Origin of the sequence: Streptacidiphilus sp. P02-A3a, from assembly GCF_014084105.1 — a bacterium.
Classification (GTDB): domain Bacteria; phylum Actinomycetota; class Actinomycetes; order Streptomycetales; family Streptomycetaceae; genus Streptacidiphilus.
On record NZ_CP048289.1, the window covers coordinates 6,149,024 to 6,173,794 of the forward strand.

General features: G+C 72.4%; 21 protein-coding genes. 10 read left to right on the plus strand and 11 right to left on the minus strand.

Going from position 1 to position 24,771, the window contains the following annotated elements:
• Nucleotides 1-123: 123 nt before the first annotated feature.
• Nucleotides 124-660, plus strand: coding sequence for a hypothetical protein (locus GXP74_RS26280; protein WP_182453704.1), 537 nt, complete (start codon nucleotides 124-126; stop codon nucleotides 658-660).
• Between the two features lie 49 nt (nucleotides 661-709).
• Here the strand turns inward: GXP74_RS26280 and GXP74_RS26285 are convergent, their stop codons facing one another.
• Nucleotides 710-1,165, minus strand: coding sequence for a Fur family transcriptional regulator (locus tag GXP74_RS26285; RefSeq protein ID WP_182453705.1), 456 nt, complete (start codon nucleotides 1,163-1,165; stop codon nucleotides 710-712).
• 554 nt (nucleotides 1,166-1,719) lie between these two features.
• Here GXP74_RS26285 and katG point away from each other — a divergent pair.
• From katG to GXP74_RS26310, 5 genes are all read left to right on the plus strand, one after another.
• Entirely contained in the window at nucleotides 1,720-3,957 is a 2,238-nt protein-coding gene (gene katG / locus GXP74_RS26290) for a catalase/peroxidase HPI (protein WP_182453706.1), read from the plus strand.
• A gap of 324 nt (nucleotides 3,958-4,281) precedes the next feature.
• On the plus strand, nucleotides 4,282-5,322 hold the full coding sequence (locus GXP74_RS26295; protein WP_182453707.1) for a LacI family DNA-binding transcriptional regulator: 1,041 nt from the start codon (nucleotides 4,282-4,284) through the stop codon (nucleotides 5,320-5,322).
• 59 nt (nucleotides 5,323-5,381) lie between these two features.
• Complete coding sequence (locus tag GXP74_RS26300; protein ID WP_182453708.1) at nucleotides 5,382-6,302, plus strand: arylamine N-acetyltransferase; 921 nt, start codon at nucleotides 5,382-5,384, stop codon at nucleotides 6,300-6,302.
• A gap of 291 nt (nucleotides 6,303-6,593) precedes the next feature.
• The gene (locus GXP74_RS26305) at nucleotides 6,594-7,691 is read left to right on the plus strand and encodes a protein kinase family protein (protein WP_182453709.1); all 1,098 of its coding nucleotides are present in this window, start codon (nucleotides 6,594-6,596) and stop codon (nucleotides 7,689-7,691) included.
• 15 nt (nucleotides 7,692-7,706) lie between these two features.
• Nucleotides 7,707-8,840 carry a MerR family transcriptional regulator gene (locus tag GXP74_RS26310; protein ID WP_225448202.1) on the plus strand — a complete coding sequence of 378 codons (1,134 nt, stop codon included), beginning with the start codon at nucleotides 7,707-7,709 and terminating at the stop codon, nucleotides 8,838-8,840.
• A gap of 50 nt (nucleotides 8,841-8,890) precedes the next feature.
• On the opposite strand, the gene GXP74_RS26315 is transcribed toward GXP74_RS26310, so the two are convergent.
• The 7 genes from GXP74_RS26315 to GXP74_RS26345 all read right to left on the minus strand — a co-directional run bounded on the left by GXP74_RS26315 (nucleotide 8,891) and on the right by GXP74_RS26345 (nucleotide 17,153).
• Nucleotides 8,891-9,589: an N-acetylmannosamine-6-phosphate 2-epimerase gene (locus tag GXP74_RS26315; protein WP_182453711.1), complete on the minus strand. Its 699-nt coding sequence runs from the start codon at nucleotides 9,587-9,589 to the stop codon at nucleotides 8,891-8,893.
• Entirely contained in the window at nucleotides 9,586-10,515 is a 930-nt protein-coding gene (locus GXP74_RS26320; protein WP_182453712.1) for an ROK family protein, read from the minus strand. The genes GXP74_RS26315 and GXP74_RS26320 overlap by 4 nt, the downstream gene beginning before the upstream one ends.
• Nucleotides 10,512-11,435, minus strand: coding sequence for a dihydrodipicolinate synthase family protein (locus tag GXP74_RS26325; RefSeq protein ID WP_182453713.1), 924 nt, complete (start codon nucleotides 11,433-11,435; stop codon nucleotides 10,512-10,514). The genes GXP74_RS26320 and GXP74_RS26325 overlap by 4 nt, the downstream gene beginning before the upstream one ends.
• Entirely contained in the window at nucleotides 11,432-12,535 is a 1,104-nt protein-coding gene (locus GXP74_RS26330; protein ID WP_182453714.1) for an ABC transporter ATP-binding protein, read from the minus strand. Before GXP74_RS26330 ends, GXP74_RS26325 begins: the two co-directional genes overlap by 4 nt.
• On the minus strand, nucleotides 12,532-14,502 hold the full coding sequence (locus GXP74_RS26335; protein WP_182453715.1) for a dipeptide/oligopeptide/nickel ABC transporter permease/ATP-binding protein: 1,971 nt from the start codon (nucleotides 14,500-14,502) through the stop codon (nucleotides 12,532-12,534). The genes GXP74_RS26330 and GXP74_RS26335 overlap by 4 nt, the downstream gene beginning before the upstream one ends.
• Nucleotide 14,503: 1 nt before the next feature.
• On the minus strand, nucleotides 14,504-15,454 hold the full coding sequence (locus GXP74_RS26340; protein ID WP_182453716.1) for an ABC transporter permease: 951 nt from the start codon (nucleotides 15,452-15,454) through the stop codon (nucleotides 14,504-14,506).
• 70 nt (nucleotides 15,455-15,524) lie between these two features.
• Nucleotides 15,525-17,153 (minus strand): ABC transporter substrate-binding protein, encoded by a 1,629-nt coding sequence (locus GXP74_RS26345; RefSeq protein WP_182453717.1) that lies wholly within the window; start codon nucleotides 17,151-17,153, stop codon nucleotides 15,525-15,527.
• Between the two features lie 113 nt (nucleotides 17,154-17,266).
• Here GXP74_RS26345 and GXP74_RS26350 point away from each other — a divergent pair, with 113 nt between their 5' ends.
• The 3 genes from GXP74_RS26350 (at nucleotide 17,267) to GXP74_RS26360 (ending at nucleotide 20,829) form a co-directional block, all read left to right on the plus strand.
• Complete coding sequence (locus GXP74_RS26350) at nucleotides 17,267-18,013, plus strand: FadR/GntR family transcriptional regulator (protein ID WP_225448203.1); 747 nt, start codon at nucleotides 17,267-17,269, stop codon at nucleotides 18,011-18,013.
• 237 nt (nucleotides 18,014-18,250) lie between these two features.
• Nucleotides 18,251-19,219 carry an acetylxylan esterase gene (locus GXP74_RS26355; RefSeq protein WP_182453719.1) on the plus strand — a complete coding sequence of 323 codons (969 nt, stop codon included), beginning with the start codon at nucleotides 18,251-18,253 and terminating at the stop codon, nucleotides 19,217-19,219.
• A gap of 104 nt (nucleotides 19,220-19,323) precedes the next feature.
• Entirely contained in the window at nucleotides 19,324-20,829 is a 1,506-nt protein-coding gene (locus tag GXP74_RS26360; RefSeq protein WP_182453720.1) for an exo-alpha-sialidase, read from the plus strand.
• A gap of 85 nt (nucleotides 20,830-20,914) precedes the next feature.
• Here GXP74_RS26360 and GXP74_RS26365 read toward each other — a convergent pair whose 3' ends face one another.
• The 3 genes from GXP74_RS26365 to GXP74_RS26375 form a co-directional block, all read right to left on the minus strand.
• Nucleotides 20,915-21,142: a hypothetical protein gene (locus GXP74_RS26365; RefSeq protein WP_182453721.1), complete on the minus strand. Its 228-nt coding sequence runs from the start codon at nucleotides 21,140-21,142 to the stop codon at nucleotides 20,915-20,917.
• Between the two features lie 70 nt (nucleotides 21,143-21,212).
• Entirely contained in the window at nucleotides 21,213-22,238 is a 1,026-nt protein-coding gene (locus GXP74_RS26370) for a LacI family DNA-binding transcriptional regulator (protein WP_182453722.1), read from the minus strand.
• A 190-nt stretch (nucleotides 22,239-22,428) separates the two neighbouring features.
• Nucleotides 22,429-23,973, minus strand: coding sequence for an alpha-L-arabinofuranosidase B (locus tag GXP74_RS26375; RefSeq protein ID WP_182453723.1), 1,545 nt, complete (start codon nucleotides 23,971-23,973; stop codon nucleotides 22,429-22,431).
• A gap of 235 nt (nucleotides 23,974-24,208) precedes the next feature.
• Here GXP74_RS26375 and GXP74_RS26380 point away from each other — a divergent pair, with 235 nt between their 5' ends.
• A complete protein-coding gene (locus GXP74_RS26380; RefSeq protein ID WP_182453724.1) occupies nucleotides 24,209-24,763 on the plus strand; it encodes a GNAT family N-acetyltransferase in 555 nt (184 codons plus the stop codon).
• Nucleotides 24,764-24,771: the final 8 nt, after the last annotated feature.

Below are 24,771 nucleotides of genomic sequence, written 5' to 3' on the forward strand. Positions count from 1 at the left end.
CGGCTCTGCACCCGGGGTCAGGCCCCGGGTCGACGCGGCGGCAGCGGCCCGCCGCCTAACGTCGTCAGGGCAAGCACAGCACCGCGAAGTCCTCCACCGCTCGTTCCCCATCAGGGAGTTGTCGTGACCGCCGCCGTCCTTCTGCCCAACCTCGTCATCCTGGTCATGGTGCTGGCCTCCGACCTCGGCCACCGCAAGGTGACCAGGCTGCGGCTGATCCGCCCGTTCCTCGCGGCGGCCGTGATCATCCCCTTCTTCTTCAAGGGCGTCACCGGCTCGGGCAACGGCCTGGTGCTGGAGATCGCCGGTACGGCGGCGGGCCTGGCCCTGGGCGTCCTCGCCGCCGCCGCCATGCGGGTCTCCCGGGATCCGGAGTCGGGCCAGGCGGTCTCGTCGGCCACGCTGCCGTACGCGCTGGTCTGGATCGCCGTCATCGGCGCCCGCGTCTCCTTCGCCTACGGCGCCAACCACGTGTTCAGCGCGCAGCTCGGCCACTGGATGCTGACCAACCGGATCACCGTGGACGCGCTCACCGACAGCCTGATCTTCCTGTCGGTGGCCATGCTGCTGGCCCGCACCGGGTCGCTGGCCGCCAAGGCCCGCCGGGCCCCCGGCCGCGAGCAGCACCGGACGGCCGCTCCGCTGACCACGGTCAGGTGAGGACCGCTCCCCCGGGGCCCCCTCGGCACTCGCCGAGGGGGCCCCGACCTCATGCCCGCGGTGCGCCGCCGGGCCCGGTCCCGGTTCGGCGGGGCCGGGCGCAGTCGGGGCACAGGCCGCGGTAGGTGACCTCGGCGACGGCGACGGCGAAGCCGTAGCGCTCCGCGGGCGGGAGGTCGGCCAGCGGGTCGCGGGCCGGGTGGACGTCGCGGATCGTGCCGCAGCCGGAGCAGACCAGGTGCTGGTGCGGACGGTGGGCGTTGGGGTCGTAGCGCTTGGCCCGGCCGTCGGTGGCGACCTCGGCCACCTCGCTGAGGGCGACCAGCTCGCGCAGGGTGTTGTAGACGGTCGCCCGGGAGATCTCGGGCAGCCGCCGGGCCGCGCGGGCGTGCACCTCGTCGGCCGTGAGATGGGTGTGGTCGCCGTCCAGTACCTCCGCCACGACCCGTCGCTGGGCGGTCAGTCGCCAGCCGCGCCCCCGCAGCCGTTCCAGCAGGTCACTCATATGGGTTCACCTGTTCAACATCGTGGGTTCACCTGTTCGGCGTCGGCCGGACGGCGAACTGTCCGTGGTCGCAGCGGTCCCGTTTCGCGTGCCGGATTGGCGTGCTTCTTGACTTAGACTCTGTCCATCGTAGGATCGGTTCCGGCGATAGCCAAGGGACAGAACGAGTCCAGTACGCAGTAGGCTAGGAGAGACGTGACGAGACCGCCGCTGAGCCGCAGCGCGGTGCTGGCCCACGGATGACGGCCACCCGCGTCGCCACGCTCCGGACCGCCCACGACGGTGGAAGCCCTCGCGTCGGGGTGATCGCCCGCGGGCCGGGCGATCCGCGCGCGACCTCCCCCCTGACGCCGGGGCCGAGACCGTCCGCGTACCGGCTCCGGCCGGGTGCCGCCGGTGCGGCGCCCTCGCCGGTGCCGATCGCCTGTCCCCCGCGGCCACCCGCCTGACCGCCTACGACCCCCCTGGGGCCCGCGCCCCGACCGTCCCACCGAGGCAGTTCCTCCCCCGCAATCCCTTAAGTACCGCGATCCGCCTGGTCCGGAAGGATTCCCATGTCTGAGAACAATGATGCAATCGTCGTAGACGCGAAGTCGGAGGGGGCCGGTGGCGGCTGCCCGGTCGCGCACGGCGCGCGCGCCCCGCACCCGACCCAGGGCGGCGGCAACCAGCAGTGGTGGCCGGACCGGCTGAACCTGAAGATCCTGGCGAAGAACCCGGCCGTGGCCAACCCGCTCGGCGCGGAGTTCGACTACGCCGAGGCCTTCAAGGGCCTTGACCTGCCCGCCGTGAAGCAGGACATCGCCGCGGTGCTGACCGACTCGCAGGACTGGTGGCCGGCCGACTTCGGCAACTACGGCCCGCTGTTCATCCGGATGGCGTGGCACAGCGCCGGCACCTACCGGATCAGCGACGGGCGCGGCGGCGCCGGTGGCGGGCAGCAGCGCTTCGCCCCGCTCAACAGCTGGCCGGACAACGTCAGCCTGGACAAGGCCCGCCGCCTGCTGTGGCCGGTCAAGAAGAAGTACGGCCAGAGCCTCTCCTGGGCCGACCTGCTGGTGCTGGCCGGGAACGTCGCCCTGGAGTCGATGGGCTTCGACACCTTCGGCTTCGGCGGCGGCCGGGTGGACGAGTGGGAGCCCGACGAGGACGTGTACTGGGGCCCGGAGACCACCTGGCTCGGCGACGAGCGCTACACCGGTGACCGGAACCTGGAGGAGCCCCTGGGCGCCGTCCAGATGGGCCTGATCTACGTCAACCCGGAGGGCCCGAACGGCAACCCGGACCCGCTGGCGGCGGCCCGCGACATCCGCGAGACCTTCCGCCGGATGGCGATGAACGACGAGGAGACGGTGGCGCTGATCGCGGGCGGCCACACCTTCGGCAAGACCCACGGCGCGGGCCCGGCCGACAGCGTCGGCGCGGACCCGGAGGCCGCCCCGCTGGAGGAGCAGGGCCTCGGCTGGAAGAACACCTTCGGCACCGGCGTCGGCGCCGACGCGATCACCAGCGGCCTTGAGGGCATCTGGACCAACACCCCGGTCACCTGGGACAACAGCTTCTTCGAGATCCTCTTCGGCCACGAGTGGGAGCTGTTCAAGAGCCCGGCGGGCGCCAACCAGTGGCGGCCGAAGGACCACGGCGGCGAGGGCACCGTCCCGGACGCGCACGACGCGTCCAAGCGCCACGCGCCGACCATGCTGACCACCGACCTGTCGCTGCGGGTGGACCCGGCCTACGAGCAGATCTCGCGCCGCTTCCTGGAGCACCCCGACCAGTTCGCGGACGCCTTCGCCCGCGCCTGGTTCAAGCTGACCCACCGCGACCTGGGCCCGGTCGTGCGCTACCTCGGCCCGGAGGTCCCGTCCGAGCAGCTGCTGTGGCAGGACCCGCTGCCCGAGGTCACCCACGAGCCGATCGACGCCCAGGACGTCTCCGCCCTGGCCGAGCAGGTGCTGGCGTCCGGCCTGTCGGTGTCCGAGCTGGTCTCCGCCGCCTGGGCGTCGGCCTCCTCCTTCCGGGGCAGCGACAAGCGCGGCGGCGCCAACGGCGCCCGCGTCCGGCTCCAGCCGCAGAGCGGCTGGGAGGCCAACGACCCCGACCGGCTGGCCGCGACGCTGCGCACGCTGACCGGCATCCAGGAGGCCTTCAACGCCGCCCAGTCCGGCGGCAAGCGGGTCTCCCTCGCCGACCTGATCGTGCTGGCCGGTGGCGCCGCCGTGCGGCGCGCCGCCAAGGACGCGGGCGTCGAGGTCGAGCTGCCGTTCACCCCGGGCCGCGCGGACGCGACCCAGGAGCAGACCGACGCGGAGTCCTTCGCCGCGCTGGAGCCGACCGCTGACGGCTTCCGCAACTACCTCGGCAAGGGCCACCGGCTGCGCGCCGAGTTCCTGCTGATCGACCGGGCGAACCTGCTGACGCTGAGCGCCCCCGAGCTGACCGTCCTGATCGGCGGCCTGCGGGTGCTGGACGCCAACCACCAGCAGTCGCAGCTCGGCGTGTTCACCGACACCCCCGGCACGCTGACCAACGACTTCTTCGTCAACCTGCTCGACATGGGCACGACCTGGAAGGCGACCTCCGAGGACGCGAACACCTTCGAGGGCCGCGACGCCGCCACCGGCGCGGTCAAGTGGACCGGCAGCCGGATCGACCTGCTGTTCGGGTCCAACTCCGAGCTGCGCGCGCTCGCCGAGGTGTACGCGAGCGACGACGCCAAGGCGAAGTTCGTCAACGACTTCGTCGCGGCCTGGCACAAGGTGATGGAGCTCGACCGGTTCGACCTCGTCTGATCGCCTCCTGAGGCTTCAGGCCCCGGTGACGTCCGGGCCGACCCACGCGGGTCGGCCCGGACGTTCTCACGTTCGCACGTTCTCAGGTTCTCATGTTCGCAGCGGTGCGCCGAGGCGGCCGACCCCCTCGCGGTGGCGGTGGACTCAAGCGGTTCATGGACATCCGCGGCCGGGCACCATAGGTTGTCCGCTGGCGTTCCCGCACGCGGTGAGCGGGGGCCGCGCGGGCGGACAAGGGGAGCATCCGACAGTGAGGAAACACAGCAGCGGCGGCGCGGCCCGGCCGACCGGGCCGCACCGCGCCGAGGGCGCCGGGGCCCACCGGTGAACCGGCCGACGACCGGCACCCGGGTGACCATCAGGGACGTCGCGGCCCGGGCCGGGGTCTCCTCGGCCGCCGTCTCGCTGGCGCTGAACAAGCGCCCCGGCGTCTCGGAGCAGACCCGCACCCGGATTCTGCGGGTGGCCCAGGACCTCGGCTGGACGCCGAACACCGCCGCCCAGTCACTGTCCGGAAACCGGACGCACACCGTCGGCCTGGTACTCGCCCGGCCCGCGAGACTGCTCGGACATGAACCGTTCTACATGGACTTCATCGCGGGCCTGGAGAGCGTGCTGCTGCAAGAGCGCTACTCGCTGCTGCTGCGGCTGGCGGGCAGCGTCGAGGAGGAGATCGACGTCCACCGGGAATGGTGGCAGGGGCGCCGGGTGGACGGCTCGCTGCTGGTGGACCTGCGCGTGGACGACCCCCGCATCGGCGCCCTGAGCCGGATCGGGCTGCCCGCCGTCGCGGTCGGCGACCCGTCGCTGGCGGGGGCGTTCCCGGCGGTGTGGACCGACGACGCGACCGCCGTGGGCGAGGCGCTGCGCTACCTCGCCGCGCTCGGGCACCGGCGGATCGCCCGGGTGGGCGGCCCCGCCCCGCTCGGGCACAGCGCGATCCGCAGCCGGGCGTTCGAGGAGTCCGCGCGGTCGCTGGGCCTGGACGAGGCGGTCGTCCTGACCGCCGACTTCAGCGGCGACGACGGCTCCCGGGCGACCCGCTCGCTGCTCACCTCGGCGGTGCGGCCGACCGCGATCGTCTACGACAACGACGTCATGGCGGTGGCCGGGCTCGGCGTCGCCACCGAGATGGGCCTGACGGTACCCCAGGACCTGTCGCTGCTGGCCTGGGACGACTCGCAGCTGTGCGAGCTGGTCCGGCCGAGACTGTCGGCGATGAGCCACGACGTCTACCGCTTCGGCGCGTTGGTCGCCCAGCGGCTGTTCGACGTGATCCGGACCGGCACGGCGGTCTCCGAGGCCGCCCCGGCCCCGGTCCTGGTCCCCCGCGAGTCGACCGCCCCGCCCGGACGCCGCCGCTAGGGCCGCGCCGCGTTAATTCCCGAGCGGATTTTCGCGGTGCTGCACTAGTGTCCGGGGCCATGACCTCGAAGACGAACGATCATCCCGCCTGGACCGCGCCCTACCTGGCCAGGCTCGGTGTCGACGACCCGAGGTCCCTCGGCGCTCCGTCGCTCGACACCCTGCGCAGGCTTCACCGCGCACACGTCGAGCTCGTCGCCTTCGAGAACTTCGACATCCAGCTCGGACGCCCGCAGAGCATCGACCCGGCCGAGTCCATAGCCCGCATCCTGGCCGGCCGGGGCGGCTACTGCTTCAACCTGAACAACGCCTTCTACGAGCTGCTGACCGTCCTCGGGTACGACGTCACCGTGCACCGCGGCCAGATAAACGGCTCCGCCGCGACCGCCAAAGCGTCCGCCGACGCGTACGTCACGCACATGGCCCTCACCGTCGTGATCGACGGCGAACGCTGGTCGGTCGACGTCGGCCTGGCCAACTCGCACCACGAGCCCATCCCGCTTCGGGAGGGCGTCCACGTCCAGGGTCCCTTCCGCTTCGAGTTGCGGCCGCTGCCGGAGATCGGCCCGGACGCCTGGCGGTTCTTCACCGATCCGGCGCAGACGACCTTCCACAGCATGGACTTCACGCTGGCGCCGGCCACGTGGGAGGACTTCAGGAGCTACCACACCGATCTGTCGACGTCGCCGCAGTCTCCCTACGTCAGGTGGTTCGAGCTCTTCCGCCGCGACGCGGGCTGCGCCGAGTTCGTGCTGGATGACGAGTTCACCCGCGATGAGGGAGCCGGACGGCGCACGACACGCATCCTTGAGTCCGCTGAGGAGCTGTTCACGATCGCAACGGACGTGTTCCACCTGGACCTGTCGGCCATCGACGACGCCGACCGCGCCGCTCTGTGGGACCGCGTCCAGCGCGCGGGGGCGGAGTGGCGGGCGAAGCAGCAGTCGGCCGAGGGCCATGACGTGATCTCGGTGGGGTGACTGGCCCGGTCGGGGTGCTCAGTCGGCGGGGTCGCTGACAAAGGTGCCGTTGGCCAATTCACCGGCGCTGCAATCCAATTCGGCATCTACGACGTGAGCCCTCGATGGCTTCCTGATGGTCCGTCACATCCGAGATCCCCCCACAACCCATTCCCGGAACCGGAGTCCGCCATCATTCCGACCCTGCTCCCGGAAAGGGTCGTTCATGAGATTGGCCGACCTTCTTCAGCGTACGGTCGGTGCCGTACGTGGGAGTGCCGAAGCCCTGGTTCGGGCACCGAGGAGCCGTCGATGCTGGACCGGGATCTGCTGCGCGCCGCCCGCCTGACCGGTTACGGAACCGTGAGCACTCAGCTCTCCTTGCTGAGCGACCACCGGCTCGGGGAGGCCGTGGCAGCCGCCACCCCGCTCGGGTCGGGCATCGGCGGCAGGTCGGCAGAGTTGGACGTCAACGGAACGCGCGTCTTCGTCAAGCGGATCCCTTTGACGGACACCGAATTGCGCCCGGAGAACGCGCGGTCGACGGCGAACGTCTTCGAACTGCCGATGTTCTACCAGTACGGGGTGGGCTCGGCCGGGTTCGGTGCCTGGCGGGAGCTTGCCGTGCACACCATGACCACGAACTGGGTTCTCGGCGACGAGTACGCGGGATTCCCCCTGATGTACCACTGGCGGGTTCTGCCTGACTCCCCTCCCGAAGGATTCGCCGACGAGTTCGGGGGTCTGGAGGGGGCCGTCGCTCACTGGGAGGGATCACCCGCCGTTCGCCACCGGCTGGAGGCCATCGGCCGGTCCTCGTGCAGCCTGGTGGTCTTCCTGGAGCACGTGCCGCACACACTCGCCGGATGGCTGGCCGACCACCGCACAACCGCCGTGCCGGAAAGCGGGGACGGCTCGACCTTCCGCTGGGTGGAGGAAGCTCTGATGAGCGGAGCCGCCTTCATGAGTTCTCGCGGACTCGTCCACTTCGATGCTCACTTTGCCAACATCCTGACCGATGGCCGCCAACTCTACTTCGCCGACTTCGGACTTGCCCTGAGTTCCCGCTTCGACCTTTCGGCGAACGAGTCCGACTTCCTCTCGGACCACCTCGCGTACGACCGCTGCTACACCGCGGGCCACCTGCTCCAGTACCACGTGCTCGACGGCGTGCGCGGTGACACGGAACGCGAAGTCTTCCTTCACGACTGGATCGCGGGCCGGCGACCTGGCGACATGCCGCCCGAGATCACGGCCATCATCGACCGGCACGCACGCTCAACCGTCGTCGTGGACTCCTTCTTCCGCCGTCTGCTCACCGAGAGCAAGCAGACGCCGTTCCCGGCCGCGGAGATCGAGCGGCAGTTGCGCGCCGGCGACACAACCCCGGTCGCCGGTCCCGGCGCTTGACCCTCACGCGGCGTCATGCGGCATGGTCGGGGCGTGGAAGAGCATCTGACTGTGGGACGGGTGGCCGAGTTGGCCGACGTAAGCGTCCGCACGCTGCACCACTACGACGAGATCGGCCTGGTACGGCCGTCCGCGCGGAACGCGGTCGGGTACCGGACCTACTCGGCGGGTGACGTGGAGCGGCTGCGGGAGGTACTCGGCTATCGGCGGCTCGGCTTCGGGCTGCGCGAGATCGCGGCCCTGGTCGACGACCCGGCCACGGACGCGGTCGCCCACCTGCACCGGCTGCGCGGACTGCTGCTGGCACAACGCGACCGCGCCGCCGCGATGGTGACGGCCATAGACAAGGAACTGGAGGCACGGGCCATGGGGATCAGGACCACCCCGGAGGAGCAACTGAAGGTGTTCGGGGCGCAGTTGTACGAAGCCATCGGATCCGCCTACCCGGCGACCCGGCGCACCGAGCCGCGGATCGCCGCGCGGGTCTGGGAGGCGCTGGGGGACGCCCGGACGGTACTGAACGTCGGGGCCGGCACCGGCTCGTACGAGCCCCCGGACCGCGAGGTCACGGCGGTGGAGCCGTCGGCGGTCATGCGGGCGCAGCGTCCGGCGGGCGCGGCGCCGTGCGTGGCGGCCAGCGCGGAGAGCCTCCCGTTCGCGGACCAGTCCTTCGACGCCGCGATGGCCTTCAGCACCGTTCACCACTGGCGGGACCCGATCGCCGGGCTGCGTGAGATGCGGCGGGTGGCCCGCCGGGTGGTGGTGTTCACCTACGACGCCAGTGCCACCGGCTGGCTCGAACGGTTCTGGCTCACCCGCGACTACCTGCCCGAGTTCGCGGACCTGCTCGTCGACTGGCCGTCACTGGCCGACCTGGCCCGCGCGATCGGGGGCCGCGCGGAGCCCGTGCTCGTCCCCTGGGACTGCGCCGACGGCTTCTTCGAGGCCTACTGGCGCCGCCCCGAGGCCTACCTGGACGAAGAGGTGCGCCGCGCGGTGTCGGTGTGGACCAGGGTCGGGCCGCAGGCCGAGCAGCGCGCCGTGAACCGCCTCCGCGCCGACCTCGCCTGCGGCCGATGGGCCGAACGCAACCGCGACCTCCTCGCCCTCGACACCGCCGAACTGGGCCTCCGCCTCCTCACCGCCTGACCCCGCCCCCGAGTCCGCCGCAGCTTCTGCGGACGGCACCTGGGTCCCGGTCAGTCCTGGCGGAGGCGGGTCGCGAACCAGTGGGTGAGGGTGGTGGGGTGGGTGATGGCGGTGCCGACGACGACGGTGAAGGCGCCTGCGGCGAGGGCCTGGGCGGCCTGGTCGGGGGTGTGTACCCGCCCTTCGGCGACCACCGGGACGTCCAGTGCCGCCGACAGGCGGGCGACCAGGGCCAGGTCGGGGCCCTCGGTCCGCGGCGTGGACGGGGTGTACCCGGAGAGCGTGGTGCCGACCAGGTCGGCGCCGAGGCGGGCGGCCTCGATGCCCTCCGCCTCGGTCGAGACGTCGGCCATGACCAGCCGTCCGGCTCGGTGCACCGCCTCGATCGAGGCGCTCAGCGGCTGCCCGTCCGGGCGGGGCCGGTCGGTCGCGTCCAGGGCGACGATGTCGGCGCCGGTGGCGGCGACGGCCTCGGCGTGGCGGACGGTCGGGGTGATGTGGACCTCCGCCGGGCCGTCCTTCCACAGGCCGATCAGTGGGACGTCGGTGCTCGCCCGGATCGCCCGCAGGTCCTCCAGGCCCTGGGCGCGCAGCCCGGCCGCGCCGCCCTGGAGCACGGCCAGCGCCATCCGCCGCGTCACCTCCGGATCGCGCAGCGGTTCGCCCGGGTAGGCCTGGCAGGAGACGATCAGCCGGCCGCGCAGCCGCTCCAGCAGCGCGGCCCGGTGCTCGGGGGTGATGGTGCTCATCGGGCGGTCAACTCCGGTAGCAGGTCGAGGGCGAGCCGGGCGGCGCCCAGCAACGGGGCGAGGTGGCCCAGCAGGCCGGGCTCCAGCGGTACTCCGCGCAGCGGTGGCAGGGCCTCGGCGTGGTAGCCGACGCGCAGCGAACTCCACCAGACCGGACCGCAGTTGGCCACGCCGCCGGTGACCAGCACCAGCTCCGGGTCGAGCAGGTTCACCAGGCCGCCGATGAGCCGTCCGAGCGCCGTCGCGCCGTCCTCCAGTACCTGGCGGGCGGTCGGCTCGCCGCGCTCGGCCCGGGCCGCGACGTCGGCGAGGTCCCGGGTACCGGCGGCGCCGCGGCGGCGCCGGTACTCGGCGAGCAGTGCCGGACCGGCGGCCACCGCCTCGGCGTGGCCGACACCGCCGCAGGGGCAACGGCGGCCTTCGGCCTCCGGCAGCGGCATGTGGCCGACGTGGCCCGCGGCGCTGTGCGCGCCGTGGTGCACCCGTCCGTCGACGACCTGGGAGCCGCCGATGCCGGTGCCGACCGCGACCAGCAGCACCTCCCGGACCCCGGCGGCAGCGCCGCGCCAGGCCTCGCCCAGCGCGTGCGCGTGCACGTCGTTGTCGACCGCGACCGGGACCCCGAGCCGGGCGCCCAGCCCACCGCGCAGGTCGGTACCGGCCCAGCCGGGCAGGGCGTCGGTGGCGGACAGCACCCGCCCGGTGCGCGGGTCGATCACCCCGGCGCTGCCGACGCCGACCGCGAGCACCGGTTCGCCGGGGCGGGCGAGTTCGGCGACCAGGTCGGCGGCGGCGTCCAGCACCGCCTGCGGGCCCTCGGCGGCGGGGGTGGGGACGCTGCGCTGCCGGACGACGGTGCCGTCCGCCGCGACCAGACCGGCCGCGATCTTGGTGCCGCCGATGTCGACCGCGCCGACCAGCGTCATCGCAGGCCTGCCTGGACCAGCAGTTCGGCGATGGCCGCGGTCTCCACCTCGCCCAGCGGCGCCATCGGCGGGCTCATCACGTTGGTGGAGATGATGCCGCGCAGCTTCAGCGCGGTCTTGAAGGAGCCGAGACCGGCGGCCGTGCCGGAGGTGTCGCGGGCCTGGAAGGCCATCTCGAAGAGCCGGGCGAGCCGGTCCTGCTCGGTCCTGGCCTCGGCCCAGCGGCCCGCCTCGGCCAGGTCGTACAGCCGGACGTAGCCGTGCGGGTCGACGTTGGCCAGGCCGGGCACCGCGCCGTCCGCGCCGCTCAGCAGCGCCCCGTCGACCACGATCTCGTGGCCGGTGAGCAGCGAGAACTCGGGCAGGTCGGCCAGGCCCAGGGCGAGTCGGCGGAAGCCGACGTCGTCGCCGCTGGAGTCCTTCAGGCCGATCAGCACGCCGTCGGCGGCCAGGGCGAGCACCATCGCGGTGTCGAGCTTGGAGTGGACGCAGACCGGCACGTCGTAGGCGAACAGCGGCAGTTCCACGGCCTTGGCGATGAGCCGGAAGTGGCGGTCGATCTCCACCGGGTGGGTGCGGGTGTAGAACGGCGCGGTGGCCACGACCGCGTCGGCGCCGAGGCGGTGCGAGATCCGCGCCCGCTCGATGACCCGGTCGGTGGTGGTCTCGATGCACCCGGCGATCACCGGGACCTGCCCGGCGGCGGCGCCGACGACGACCTCCAGCACCCGGCTGCGCTGGGCCTCGGTCAGGTAGGCGACCTCGCTGGAGCTGCCGAGCGCGAACAGCGCGCTGACGCCGCCCTCGATCAGGAAGCCGACCAGCCGCTCCAGGGAGGGGACGTCGAGCTCGCCGTCTGCGGTCAGCGGGGTGACCACGGGCGGGATGACTCCGGTGAAGCGGGCGTTGCGGGCGTTCACGATCGGCTCCTTGCGGTGGCGGCGGTTGCCGCGGGTGCGGTGGTGGTCGTTGCGGGTGCGGTGGGTGCGGCGCCGAGCGGGTCGGCGGCCGGGGTCGGGCCCGGCTCGGGGTGGACGCAGTGCCAGCGGCGGGCGGTGCCCGCCTCCGGCGCGGCGGCGGGTTGCGCGGCGGGTTGCGTGGCGGCGGGTCGCGGCGCGGCGGCGGGGAACTCGACCGCGCAGGCCTCGTCGGCCTTCCAGCAGCGGGTACGGAACGGGCAGCCGGTGGGCGGGTTGGTCGCCGAGGGGATCGGGCCGGTCAGCACGATCCGCTCGGTCACCTCCAGCAGGCTGGGCGTGGCCGACAGCAGCGCCCGGGTGTAGGGGTGCCGGGGGGCGGCGGCCACCTCGGCGGCCGGGCCCTCCTCGACGATCCGGCCCAGGTAGAGGACGGCCAGCCGGTCCGCCAGGTAGCGCACCGTCTGGATGTCGTGGGAGATGAACACCATCCCCAGGCCGAGCCGCTCGCGCAGGTCCACCAGCAGGTTCAGCACCTGGGCGCGGACCGAGACGTCCAGCGCGCTGGTGGGTTCGTCGGCGACGATCAGCTCCGGCTCCAGTGCCAGCGCCCGGGCCACCGCGACGCGTTGCCGCTGGCCGCCGGAGAGCTGTCCGGGCAGCGCCCGGGAGACGTGCCCGGGCAGCCCGACCAGGTCGAGCAGTTCCTCCACCCGGGCCTCGCGCTCGCGCACGGTGCCGCGCTGGTGCACGTCCAGCGGGTCGCGCAGGATGCGGCCCACCTGGAGCCGGGGGTTGAGGGCGGTGGCCGGGTCCTGGAAGACCACGCCCACGGCGGAGCCGAACTCGCGGCGGCGCCGGGCCCCGGGCATCGCCCACAGGTCCTCGCCGCGGAAGCTGACCGATCCCTCGGTGGGTCGCTGAAGGCCCGTCAGCACCCGTGCCATGGTGGACTTTCCGCATCCGGACTCGCCGACCAGGCCGACGATCTCGCCGCGCCGCACCTCCAGCGTGGCGTCGGTCAGGGCGTGCACCGAGCCCCGGTGCAGCAGGCCGCCGCTCCGTGAGCGGTGCCGGACGTGGACCGCGTCGAGCCGGATCATCGGAGGCTCCCTTCGAGGGTGGCCGAGGTGGCGGGGTGGTGGCAGGCCAGGGCGTGGCCTTCGGAGCGGTCCGCCAGCACCGGCGGGGTGCTCCGGCAGAGCGGGGTCGCCCGCTCGCAGCGGGAGGCGAACCGGCAGCCCGCGCCGAAGCCCTGCGGCGCGGGCACCACGCCGTGGATCTGGTGCAGCCGCTTGGCCCCGGCCTCCAGCGAGACCACCGAGCCGAGCAGGCCCCGGCTGTAGTGGTGCGCGGGGTCGGTCAGTACCGCTCGGGTGTCGCCGACCTCGGCCAGCTGGCCCGCGTACATCACGGCCACCCGGTGCGACAGGTCGCCGACCAGGGCCAGGTCGTGCGAGACCAGCACCATGGCGAAGCCCAGCTCGTCGCGGAGCCGCACCAGCAGGTCCACGACCTGCGCCTGTACGGTGACGTCCAGGGCGGTGGTGGGCTCGTCGGCGATCAGCAGCCTCGGGTCCCGGGAGAGCGCCATCGCGATCAGTACCCGCTGGCGCTGGCCGCCGGAGAGCTCGTGCGGGTAGCTGCGCAGCGTGCGTTCGGCCGACAGGCCGACCAGTTCCAGCAGTTCGGCGGGCGACTTGCTGCCGCCGCGCCTGGTCAGCTGCGCCAGCTGCTTGCCGACCAGCATGGACGGGTTCAGCGAGGAGAGGGCGTCCTGGTAGACCATGGCGATCTCCGGGCCCGCCAGCGCCAGCCGCTCCTTGGCCGACATCGTCAGCAGGTCCCGGCCACGGTAGCCGATGCTGCCGCTGACCTCGGCGTTGCGGGCCAGCAGGCCCATCACCGCGAGGCTGGTGATGCTCTTGCCGCAGCCCGACTCGCCGACCAGGCCCAGGGTCTCGCCCTCGCGGACGGTGAAGCTGATCCCGTCGACGACGGCGGTCTCGCCGTAGCGGTCGGGGAAGCGGATGGACAGGTTCTCGACCGCGAGCAGCACCGGCGCGTCCGCCCGGACGGGCTTGATCAGCACCTGCTGGGCGTTGATCCGCTCGGCGAGCTTGAGCAGCGAGGCGTCCACGTCGGCCTGGTCGTCCCGGTCGCGCTCGACCTCCAGCAGCGCGACCGGGTCCGCGGCGGTGGCGGACTTCCCGGCCGCCCCGCCCCTTCCGGCCAGGGCGGAGGCGTCGGTCATGCCCTCGGCCACGATGTTCAGCGCGAGCACGGTGAGCAGGATCGCCAGGCCCGGGAACAGGGTCGCCCACCAGCCGCCGGCCAGCAGGATCTGCTGCCCGTACGACAGCACGTTGCCCCAGCTGGGGGCCGGGTCCTGGACGCCGGCGCCGATGAAGGAGAGGCTGGCCTCGAACACGATCGCGTTGGCCACCAGCACGGTCGCGAACACCGCGACCGGGGCGGCGCAGTTCACCGCCACGTGCTTGACCACGATGTAGCCGCGCCGGGCGCCGATCACCCGCTCCGCCGCGACGTAGTCCTCGCCGTACTGGGCCTGGACGTTGGCCCGCACCACGCGGGTCAGCATCGGCACGTAGACGAAGGCGATGGTGCAGACCAGCACGAACACGCTGTTGCCGAACACGGTGACCAGCACCGCGGCCAGCGCGATCGGCGGGAAGGCCATGACCACGTCGAGGATCCGCATCACCGTCTCGTCGACCCAGGTGCGGGAGGTGGCGGCGAGCGCCCCGAGCACGCACCCGGCGAGCAGCGCGACCGCGGTCGCGCCCAGGCCGATGACCAGTGAGTAGCGGGCGCCGTCGAGCACCCGGGCGAAGACGTCGCGGCCGAGCCGGTCGGTGCCGAACCAGTGGGCCGAGCCGGGGGCCCGCATCGGGATGCCGGTGGTCAGCGGGTTCTGGCTGAACAGCGGGCCGACCGCGGCGGCGAGCACCACCAGCAGCAGCACGCCGAGGGCGATCCGGGAGGACCGGGGCAGCGCGCGGAAGCGGACGCCCGGTCGCTCCAGGCCGCGCAGGAATCGGGTACGCATGTCACACCGTCCGCAGGCGGGGGTTGACGAGCAGGACGAGCAGGTCGACCAGCACGTTCACGACGAGGAAGGCCAGGGCCACGGTCAGCACGGTGCCCTGGACCAGGGAGATGTCGCCCGCGGTGACCCCCTCCAGGACCAGGCTGCCCATGCCGGGCAGGTTGAAGATGGTCTCGATCACCACCGCGCCGCTCAGCAGGTATCCCACCTGGAGGCCGAGCACGGTCAGCGGGGTGACCAGCGCGTTGCGCAGCGCGCCGCGGATCACGGTGGCCCGGGACAGGCCGTTGCCGGTGGCGGTGCGCACGTAGTCGCGGTCCAGTTCGGCGACCAGCGAGGTGCGGATCATCCGGGACAGCGTGGCGGCGACCGGGAAGGCCAGCGAGAACGCGGGCAGCAGCATGGTCCGGAGCCAACCGCCCAGGGACTGCGCCGGGTTGACGTAGCCGCCGCTGGGGAGCAGCGAGTGGCTGATCGCGAACTCCTGGATCAGCAGGATGCCCAGCCAGAAGGAGGGGATCGCCACCCCCGCGATGGACAGCACCCGGGAGAGCTGGTCGGGCCAGCGGTCCCGGTAGACGGCCCCGGTGATGCCGAGCACCAGCGCCAGCGCGATCGCGATCACCAGGGCGAGCAGGGTGAGTTGCAGGGTGAGTGGGAAGGCGGTGGCGATGCGGCCGGAGACCGACTGCGAGGGGGGCAGCGTCAGCCCCAGGTTGCCGTGCAGCAACTGCCCCAGGAAGCGCACGTAGCGGACGGGCAGCGGTGAGTTCAGCCCGTTGGCGGCGGCGAACGCGGCCCGTGCCTGGGGTGTGGCGCTGTCGCCCAGCGCGTTGTAGGCGGGGTCGACCGGCGAGAATTGCAGCACCACGAAGACCAGGGCGGTGACGCCGAGGATCATCACCGGCAGCATCGCGACGCGGCGTAGCGCGAGCCTGAGGAATACAACCATCGTAGGAAGTCCTTCAAGGAGCTGAGGGAGCGGGGGCCCGGTGGCGGTGGGCCGCCCCGCTCCGGACCGGTCAGGCTGTGTCGACGTCCAGGAAGGACAGACCGGTGGTCGGCAGCGGGTGGAACCCGCTGAGGGCCTTGGCGTTCCAGGCCGTGGGGAGCTTGCGGTGGACGATCGGGTAGAGCGGGCACTGGTCCGCGACGACGTCCATGACCTGGTTCCACAGCGTGGTCCGGGTGGCCGTGTCGGAGCTGCGGGCGGCCTGGTCGAGCAGCGCGCGGACCTGGACGTCGGGCGCGGTGCCGTGCCAGCGGAACCGGGTGGTCGGCCACTGGCCGTCGTAGAACCAGCGGATCAGCAGGTCCGCGTCCTGGCCGAAGACCGAGGGGTCGCCGGGGGCGAGCAGCACGGTGAACCGGTTGCTGTCGACCTTGGCGTACTGGCCGGAGGAGTCGCCGATGTCGAGCGTGGTCTGCACGCCGATGGCGTCCCAGGCCTCCTTGACCATCGGGGCGATGTCGCTGACCCAGTCGGTGTTGGTGGTGGTCAGCGTGATCGACAGGTTGCTCACGCCCGCCGCCGCGAGCAGCGACTTGGCCCTGGCCGGGTCGTAGCCGTAGACGGTGGCGGCGCGGTGGTAGTTCGGGTGCGTCGGCTGGAGGTAGCCGGTGGACGGGGTGCCGTTGCCGAACATCGCGGTCTGCACGATCTTGTCGACGTCCAGCGCGTAGTGCAGTGCCTGCCGCACCCGCTTGTCGTCGTACGGCTTGGCAGAGCAGTTGAACATCAGGAACAGGTTCCCGAAGGACTGCACCGACCGCAGCGTCTCCTTGGCCTGGACCGAGCTGACGTCGATGTAGGGGACGTCCTCGATGGCCGCGGTCTGGCCGGAGATCAGCGCGTTCACCCGGGCGGTGGCGTCCGAGGTCAGGTACCAGACCATGTTCGGGACCTTGGCCGGCCGGTGGCCGTTGTAGCCGTCCCACTTCTTGAAGATGATCTTGTCGTTCGGCGTGGCCGAGACCAGGGCCCACGGTCCGGAGCCGACCGGCTTGGCGTCGAAGCCCTTGGGGTCGGCCGTGACCAGCTTCCGCGGCACGATCTTGACCGTCGCCAGCCGGTCCGCGAACAGCGGGAACGGGTACTTGAGGTCGAACTCGACCGTACTCGGGTCGATCTTCTTGACGCCCGACAGGAACGGGACGAACTCCGCCATCAGCGAGGCGCTGGCCGGGTTCAGCACCCGGGTGAAGCTGAACACCACGTCGTCGGCGGTGACCGCGGAACCGTCGTGGAAGGTCGCGCCCTTGCGCAGGGACACCCGGTACGTGGTGGGATTGACTGCCTGCGGCATCGCCGCGGCCAGGGCCGGGTAGGCTGTGCGGCTCGCCGGATCGAGGTCCACCAGGGCCTCGAAGATGTGGTTGTTGGCCGCGACCGGGGTGGCGCCGGAGGCGCTCATCGGGTCGAAGCCGGAGGAGAGGCTGTACGAGATGCCCGCACGGATGGTGTCGCTCTTGGCGCCGCCGCCACTGCCGCCGGAACCGGCCGCGTTGGAGGCCGGGCCGCTACAGGCGGCGACCGCCTGGGTGACCGCGGCCGCGGCGGCCAGCGCGCCGGTGAGCCGGAGGAAGCCACGGCGGTCGACGCTTCTGGATACGGCGTCTCTGGATACGGCGGCTTTGGATACGCGCTCCAACACAAGTGCTCCCTGGGGGCGGCGCTGCAATTGCTGTCTTGATATCGGACATCTGATGTCCGATGTGCTTGATAGGGTGTGAACGTAGTCGGGTGCCGAGAGAGGGTCAAGACGTGGCAGTCACGCCATACTCACAAATTGGTAACGCCAGGCCACTGCTACGGCAGGAGGTCATTGAGCGGATCAAGGGATACATCCTGGAGAACCGGCTCCGGCCGGGAGACCCGCTGCCGACCGAGGCGGAGCTCTGCGCCGCGCTCGGCGCCAGCCGGTCCAGCGTCCGCGAGGCCGTGAAGACGCTGGCGGCGCTCGACATCGTCGAGGTCCGGCACGGCCACGGCACCTACGTGGGGCGGCTCAGCCTCTCCGCGCTGGTGGAGGGGCTGACCTTCCGGGGCCTGCTGAGCCCGGAGGACGACTTCCGGGTGCTGTCCGACCTGGTCGACGTCCGCGAGCTGTTCGAGCGCGGCATGGTCGACCGGATCATCGCCTCGCTCGACCCGGCCCGGCTGGACGCGCTGGACGCGATCGTCGACGAGATGCACGCCCGGATCTCCGACGGACTCGACATCGTCGACGCCGACCGGCGCTTCCACGCGCTGCTGGTGGAACCGCTGGCGAACGAGCTGATCAGGCAGCTCTCCTCGGCCTGCTGGGACGTCTACGCGATCGTGGCCCCGCACCTGAACGTGATCACCACCAAGGACGAGCAGGACACCGTGAGCGCCCACCGCGCCATGGTCACCGCTGTCCGCGGCGGTGACCCGAAGGCCTTCGAGGACGCCGTCCGCGCGCACTACGCGCCGGTGCGGCGCCGGATCAGCGAGGCGCAGGGGCGGGTGCGCGGCACCGAGGACTGAGACCCACCCAGCCGCGGCCTCTCCACCGACCGCGCAGCAACCCTCCGGCCCGCCAGGCCCAGCCGTCCGCCTGGCGGGCCGCCGCATGTCCGCCCGCCCGCCCTCCGCGCGGGGTTGACGCCGCCCGGAGGTCACCTTAAAGTCACCGCGATGCATGACGTCTGACGTCATTCGTTCCACAGTCGGTGGCGCGGCCCCAGCGCCTGCCGACCCCCGCCGCGCCACCGGAGAGCCGCCGTGCCCCTGTCCGACCTGACCCTCGCCGAGTGCCGCGAGTTCCGGCCCGTCCTGCCGGAGCCCGCCGACTTCGACCCCTTCTGGTCCGGGACGCTGGCCGAGGCGGAGCGGCTGCCGCTGGACGCCCGCTTCGAGCGGGTGGACACCGGGTTGGTGCAGGTCGAGACCTACGACGTGGGCTTCGCCGGGTACGGCGGGCAGCGGGTGCGCGGCTGGCTGCAACTGCCGGCCGGGGCCACCGGACCGCTCGGCTGCGTGGTGGAGTACCTCGGCTACGGGCGGGGACGGGGCATGGCGCACCAGAGCCTGTTCTGGGCGAACGCCGGATACGCGCACCTGATCATGGACACCCGGGGTCAGGGCTGGAGCAGCGCCCTCGGCGCGACGCCCGACCCGGGGGCGACCGCGAGCGGCTCCGTTCCCGGCTTCCTCACCCGCGGCCTGGCCGACCGGGACGACTACTACTACCGCCGGGTCTTCACCGACGCGGTCCGCTGCGTCGCCGCCGCCCGCTCGCACCCGTCGGTGGACCCGGAGCGGGTGGTGGTCACCGGGATCAGCCAGGGCGGCGGGATCACCCTGGCCGTGGCCGGGCTGGTGCCCGGCCTGGCCGGGGCGATGCCCGACGTGCCGTTCCTCTGCGACATCCGGCGCGGCGCCGAGACCGCCGCCTGCCCGCCGTACACCGAGATCGCCGAGTTCCTTCGGCTGCACCGGAGTTCGGCGCAGGAGGTGTTCACCACGCTGTCGTACTTCGACGGCGCGTTGATGGCGGCCCGCTCGCGGACGCCCGCCCTCTTCTCCATCGCCATGATGGACCGAATCTGCCCGCCGTCCACCTGCTTCAGCGCCTACAACGCGTACGCGGGTCCCAAGGACGTGCGGGTGTACGAGTTCAACGACCACGAAGGCGGAGTCGAACACCACCAGCTGGAACAGCTGGCCTGGCTGCGCGCGCTCCTCGGCTGACCGGCGCGATCCGCCGCGCGGTCCCTTCGGCACGGTCTCTTCGGCACGGTCTCCTCGGTACCAGAACGTCCACCGGCAACCCCCCTCACAAGGAGCGACCAACCGTGGCACTACTCGCAGGAACCCCCGGGCGCGGAGCCCGTACCGTCCTCGGCGGCACGCTCGCCCTCGCCCTCGCCGCCGCGCTGCCGCTGGCCATCCCCCGTCCGGCCTACGCCGACGGCACCGGGATGTCGGCCACGGTCAGCGACGACTGCACCAACGGCCGGGTGCAGGTGGTGCTGAACAACCAGACCACCGCGTCGCAGACGTTCACCGTCAGCTGGCCGGGCAGCGGTGCCGGGCCGTGGGTGCGCACCCTGAGCGCGGGCGCCAACTCCCTGCTGTACTTCACCAGGGCGGTCGGCTCCGCCTACAGCTTCACCACGACCACCCCCACCGGTTTCTCCAACACCCAGTCCGGGACCGTCGGTTGCGGTCTCGCCTCGGGTACGCCGCAAATGGACCAGACCCAGCTGATCAGCACCGGCACCGTGATCCAGGGGCTGAACAGCTCGACCGGGACCTCCTACAACGGCACCGTCGCCTCGGTCCGGATCCCGTCGATGGCGGTGACCGACGACGGCACGGTGATCGCCGTGGCCGACGCCCGGGTCAGCAACGGCAACGACCTGCCGAACAACATCCAGCTGGCGATGACCCGCAGCACCGACGGCGGCAGCACCTGGACCGCGCCGTCGATCGTGGTGCACGCGCCGAGCACCACCGAGGGCACCGGCGACTCCAGCCTGCTGGTGGACCGCACCGACGGCCGGGTGTTCCTGTTCTACAACTACGGCCCGGCCGGGATCGGCTTCAACTCCCCCGCCTCGGGCAGCAATGCGACCACCGACACCGGCAGCCTGCACGTCGAGTACGTCACCAGTGACAACGACGGCGCCAGCTGGAGCGCGCCGACCGACCTCAACCCGGAGGTCAAGGACCCGACCTGGGGATCGCTGTTCGCCTCCTCCGGGCACGGGATCCAGCTCGCCTCGGGGCGGCTGGTGCAGCCGATCGTCTACCGCGACTCGGCCGGGACCGACCACGCGGCCGACATCTACAGTGACGACGACGGCGCGACCTGGCACACCGGCGCCTCGGCCGGTACCGACGTCAACGAGAGCAAGGCGGTCCAGCGCGGCACCGGCGACGTGGTCCAGGACATGCGCGCCAACGCCGGGGCGACCCGGTACGACGCCACGTCCACCGACGGCGGCGCCACCTTCGGCGCCATGGCCGCCAACGGTCTGCCGGACCCGGGTTGCAACGGCGACGAGATCTCGTACCTGAAGCCGACCGACGTCTCCGGCACCGGTGCCCCGCTGACCACCGCCACGGCGCTGTTCAGCAACAACGACAGCACCGGCTCGCGGGTGAACCTGACCGTCCGGCTCAGCGGCAACGACGGTGCCAGCTGGCCCAGTTCGTCGCTGCTGGTCCCCGGCACGGCGGGCTACTCGACGATGGCGGTGCTCGGCGACGGCAGCGTCGGCGACCTGTACGAGGTCGGCGGCACCGGCGGCGTCTTCTTCGACCACTTCACCCTCGGCTGGGTCCAGGCCTCCTGACCCCCGAGGGCCCCGGTGGCGTACGTCGACCTGGTCGGGTCGGCCCCGCCACCGGGGCTCAGTGTTCTGCTGGCAATTCGATGTCTTAGCAGGTGAAGAAGGTGTATACCGTGCGGGACCGATAGGTCTCGCCGGGGCGCAGCACCACGCTCGGGAAGTCCGGGCGGTTCGGCGAGTCGGGCAGCGGCTGGGTCTGCAACGCCACCGCGCAGTGCCGCTGGTACGGTCGGCCGCCGAGGCCGGTGAGCGTGGCGTCGAAGGCGTTGGCGGTGTACACCTGGAGCCCGGGTTCGGTGGTGGGGGAGGGTGTCAAGCGGGTCCCGGAGGCCTGCGCCTCACCGTCGGAGTTCGTGGGCGCGGTGCGCCGCCCCGGCGGGGCGGGGTCAGGGCCGGGGTGTGGTGCTGCTGCGGACGATCAGCTCCGGGGCGACCAGCAGGTGCGGCTCCTCGGGCAGCGCGCCCTGCATCCGGTCCAGCAGCAGCCCGATGCTGGCCCGGCCCAGGGCCTCGAAGTCCTGGCGGACGGTCGTCAGCGGCGGCGCGAAGTACTCGGCCTCGGGGATGTCGTCGAACCCGGCGACCGCGACGTCCTCCGGCACCCGGACCCCGGCCTCCCGGAAGGCGCGCAGCACGCCGAGGGCCATCTGGTCGTTGGCGACGAACACCGCGGTCAGCGGCGTGCCGCCGCCGTCCGGAACGCCGACCTGTCCGGCCAGTTGCTGGCCCGCGCGGTAGCCGGACAGCGGGCTCCAGTCGCCGAACAGCGGCGGCGGCACCTCGGCCCCGGCGTCCTCCAGCGCCGAGCGCCAGCCGTCCAGCCGCGACTGCGCCTCCAGCCAGTCCTGCGGACCGGCCACATGCCGGACCGTGCGGTGGCCCGCCCGCAGCAGGTGGCCGGTGACCAGGCGGGCGCCCAGCCGCTGGTCGACGCCGACCCCGGGCACGTCCGCGCTGCCCCCGCCCTCGACGGTGACCAGCGGGAAGGCCCAGCGGGCCGCGGACAGTACGGCGACGGCGTCCTGGCGGGGGGCGATCACCACCGCGCCGTCCACCCCCCAGTCGCCGAGGTGCTCCAGCGCCTCGGTCAGGGTCTCCCGGTTCAGTCGGCGCAGGCTGACGGTGGAGGTCAGGTAGCCGTCGGCGCGGGCCGCCTGCTGGATCCCGGCCAGGGTGCTGGCCGGGCCGAACAGGGTGGTGTCGAAGGCGACCACGCCGAGGGTGTGGGTCCGCCGGGTGACCAGGGCGCGCGCGGAGGAGTTGGGCCGGTAGCCGAGCTCGGCGATCGCGCGCTGGACCCCGGCCCGGGTGGTGTCGCGGACGTTGGGGTGACCGCCGAGGACCCGGGAGACGGTCTGGTGCGACACTCCGGCCAGCCGGGCGACATCGGCCATCGTGGGAGGTCGGTGCATCAGCGCTCCATGGTGGTCTGGGACACGGTGTCTCCTCGAACTCAGCGCGGCGGGGCTATTGTGAACGCTAACATGCAATCGGGTCAAGCAGCGTACGAGGGTGCCGGGGGTGCCCCACGGGCCGCACCGCCAGGCCTACGGCGGTGCGGCCGGTGCTACCGCGCGCGCCTTCCGGCGGATCGCGGCAGGGTCACGCCCAGGGCGAGGTGACGGCCCAACTCACGTCGCTGGTCCAGAGGTTGGCGTTGTCCCAGGTGTTGCTGCCGCCATCGCTCGCGACATACACGGTGTAGTCGAAGTGGCGGATGTACGTGCCCGGGTAGTTGACGGTCTGGAACGAGAAGCCCTGGCCGTCGATCCCCGGCTGGGCGCAGAAGGTCGCGTCCTGGGCGAACTGGGCGCTGCCGTCGTCGGTGTTCAGCCACAGTTCGAAGCCGGAGTGCCGCAGGTACTGGCCGGGGTCGTTGGCCGACTCGAAGGAGACGCAGGAGCTGTCGGCCAGGCCCGCCTCCACCAGCCAGGTGGCGTCGGACCTGGTGGTGGCCGCACTGGCCGAGGTGACCGCCGCGATCACGACCTTGGTGTCGCTGTCGTCGTGGGTGAGGTAGTCGCCGGTGCAGCAGGCGGTCGTCGCCCGCAGCGAGATCCGCGAGCCGACCGCCGGCGCCGACCCGGCGTAGGCGGTGTACCCGGCCGCGACGATGTCGGCCTGGACGGCGGCGTCGGTCGCCGCCGACGGCAGACCGGCCGTCATCACGCCCTCGAAGAAAGACCCGGCCGAGCTGTTGCTGTCGTCGCCGCCGGTGCCGAGGACGATCGCGCCCTCCTGGTGCATCGGGATGTAGCCGCCGGTGGTGGGCAGCGAGCCGTCGTACCAGTCGGTGAGCGCGCCGGACTGGGCGTTGCCGCCCTCGATCGAGTAGTCGCTGGTGCCGTTGGTGCGCACCAGGGCGGTGACGAACGGGCCGCTGTTGCCGCGGTTGCCCGGGTTCGAGCCGTTGCCGCCAGCGAACAGGCCGTTCTCCAGGTCGGCCTGGACCCACGGGCCGGAGCCGGTGCAGGGCGGGAACCAGCACTCGGTACCGAAGTTGATCGCGCTCATGTGGCCGGAGCCGTTGTCGTCGTTGTTGGTCTCGGCGTTGCCGTAGTCGAAGCAGCAGCCGCCGTCGACGTGGGTGCCCGAGGTCACCATGTACTCGTCCTGGGCGGTGCTGCCGGTGGCCACGCCCTTGGTAGCGTCGTCGCGGTAGCCGGTACCGGGGGTGATGTACACGCCGTAGGCCTTGTGGCCGTCGACGGTGACCGGCAGCGCGTTGGCGTAGGCGCCGACGTCCTGGCCGCCGTTGCCGCCCGGACCCTCGATGGTCAGGTCGTTGTGGTTGGCCGACTGGTCGTAGACGCGGGTGATGACGCAGCTGGTGTCGGCACAGAAGGCGTCCTGCGCGGCGGCGTCGGCGACACCGCCGGCGGTGAGCGGGCCGACCGTGGTGTAGCCGTCGTCGGACGAGCGCCGCACCTGGTAGAGCGGGCCGTCGTACCCGGAGTACAGCGCCCGGACCGTGCTGTGGGCGGCCACGCACGGCGTCCCGGCCGCGGCGTAGATGTCACACGGTCCCTGGGCCGCGGCCTGGGACGTCGTCGGCAGCCCGACGATGACGCTGACGGCGAGGGCGAGGGCCGCTCCCAGCGCCGGCAGGGCCCTGCGTACGCCGGTGCTCCATGGTCGAGAGGTCATGGGTGGGTTCCTCTGCTCGGGCGAATTGTTAGCGTTAACATTTCGCGCTGCGGACATGGCTGTCCAAGGGTGGTGGTGGTGTGTGCGCGGGTGGCGGTGAGCCGTCCATGACTATCGCCCCGTGCCCGGGACGCGTCAAGGCAACGGACAAAGGTTCGTCGCCGCGCGGCTCCGGCCGCGCCCGCACGGGCCGTCCGGCCCGCTCGCTGGCCTGGCACGCTCTAGACTCTCCGCCGTGACAGCCGCCGAGGAGTCAGTGGTCCGCCCGGCGGTCGCGGCCGACCTGGACGCCGTGGCCGAGATCTACGCGCACTACGTCCTGCACACCGTGGCGACCTTCGAGGAGAGCCCTCCCGCCGTCGCCGCCTGGGACCGACGGCTCGACGACCTCGCCGCCCGGGGGCTGCCCTTCCTGGTCGCCGAGGTCTCCGGCGAGGTCGTCGGCTACGCCTATGCCGCCCCCTGGCGCCCCAAGCCCGCCTACCGGCACACCGTCGAGGACTCGGTCTACCTCGCTCCCGGCCGGACCGGCCAGGGCCTGGGCGGCGCCCTGCTGCGCCGGCTGTCGGCCGGCTGCGCCCGGGCCGGGGTGCGGCAGCTGATCGCGGTCATCGCCGACACCGGCGGCGACGCCTCGGTCGCGCTGCACCGCCGCCTCGGCTTCACCGAGGCGGGGCGCCTGACCGCCGTCGGCTACAAGCACGGCCGCTGGATCGACACGCTGCTGATGCAGCGCACCCTCGGCGACCCGCCGGACAGCGGGCGGCACCCGGACGGCGGCCACCGGTAGGCCGCTCG

Bases quoted from the DNA above. Each gene is read 5' to 3' on its own strand.
- GXP74_RS26285 (WP_182453705.1), bottom strand. From the start codon at position 1,165: ATGAGTGACCTGCTGGAACGGCTGCGGGGGCGCGGCTGGCGACTGACC.
- katG (WP_182453706.1), top strand. From the start codon at position 1,720: ATGTCTGAGAACAATGATGCAATCGTCGTAGACGCGAAGTCGGAGGGG.
- GXP74_RS26300 (WP_182453708.1), top strand. From the start codon at position 5,382: ATGACCTCGAAGACGAACGATCATCCCGCCTGGACCGCGCCCTACCTG.
- GXP74_RS26305 (WP_182453709.1), top strand. From the start codon at position 6,594: ATGCTGGACCGGGATCTGCTGCGCGCCGCCCGCCTGACCGGTTACGGA.
- GXP74_RS26310 (WP_225448202.1), top strand. From the start codon at position 7,707: ATGCGGCATGGTCGGGGCGTGGAAGAGCATCTGACTGTGGGACGGGTG.
- GXP74_RS26315 (WP_182453711.1), bottom strand. From the start codon at position 9,589: ATGAGCACCATCACCCCCGAGCACCGGGCCGCGCTGCTGGAGCGGCTG.
- GXP74_RS26320 (WP_182453712.1), bottom strand. From the start codon at position 10,515: ATGACGCTGGTCGGCGCGGTCGACATCGGCGGCACCAAGATCGCGGCC.
- GXP74_RS26330 (WP_182453714.1), bottom strand. From the start codon at position 12,535: ATGATCCGGCTCGACGCGGTCCACGTCCGGCACCGCTCACGGAGCGGC.
- GXP74_RS26335 (WP_182453715.1), bottom strand. From the start codon at position 14,502: ATGCGTACCCGATTCCTGCGCGGCCTGGAGCGACCGGGCGTCCGCTTC.
- GXP74_RS26340 (WP_182453716.1), bottom strand. From the start codon at position 15,454: ATGGTTGTATTCCTCAGGCTCGCGCTACGCCGCGTCGCGATGCTGCCG.
- GXP74_RS26370 (WP_182453722.1), bottom strand. From the start codon at position 22,238: ATGCACCGACCTCCCACGATGGCCGATGTCGCCCGGCTGGCCGGAGTG.
- GXP74_RS26375 (WP_182453723.1), bottom strand. From the start codon at position 23,973: ATGACCTCTCGACCATGGAGCACCGGCGTACGCAGGGCCCTGCCGGCG.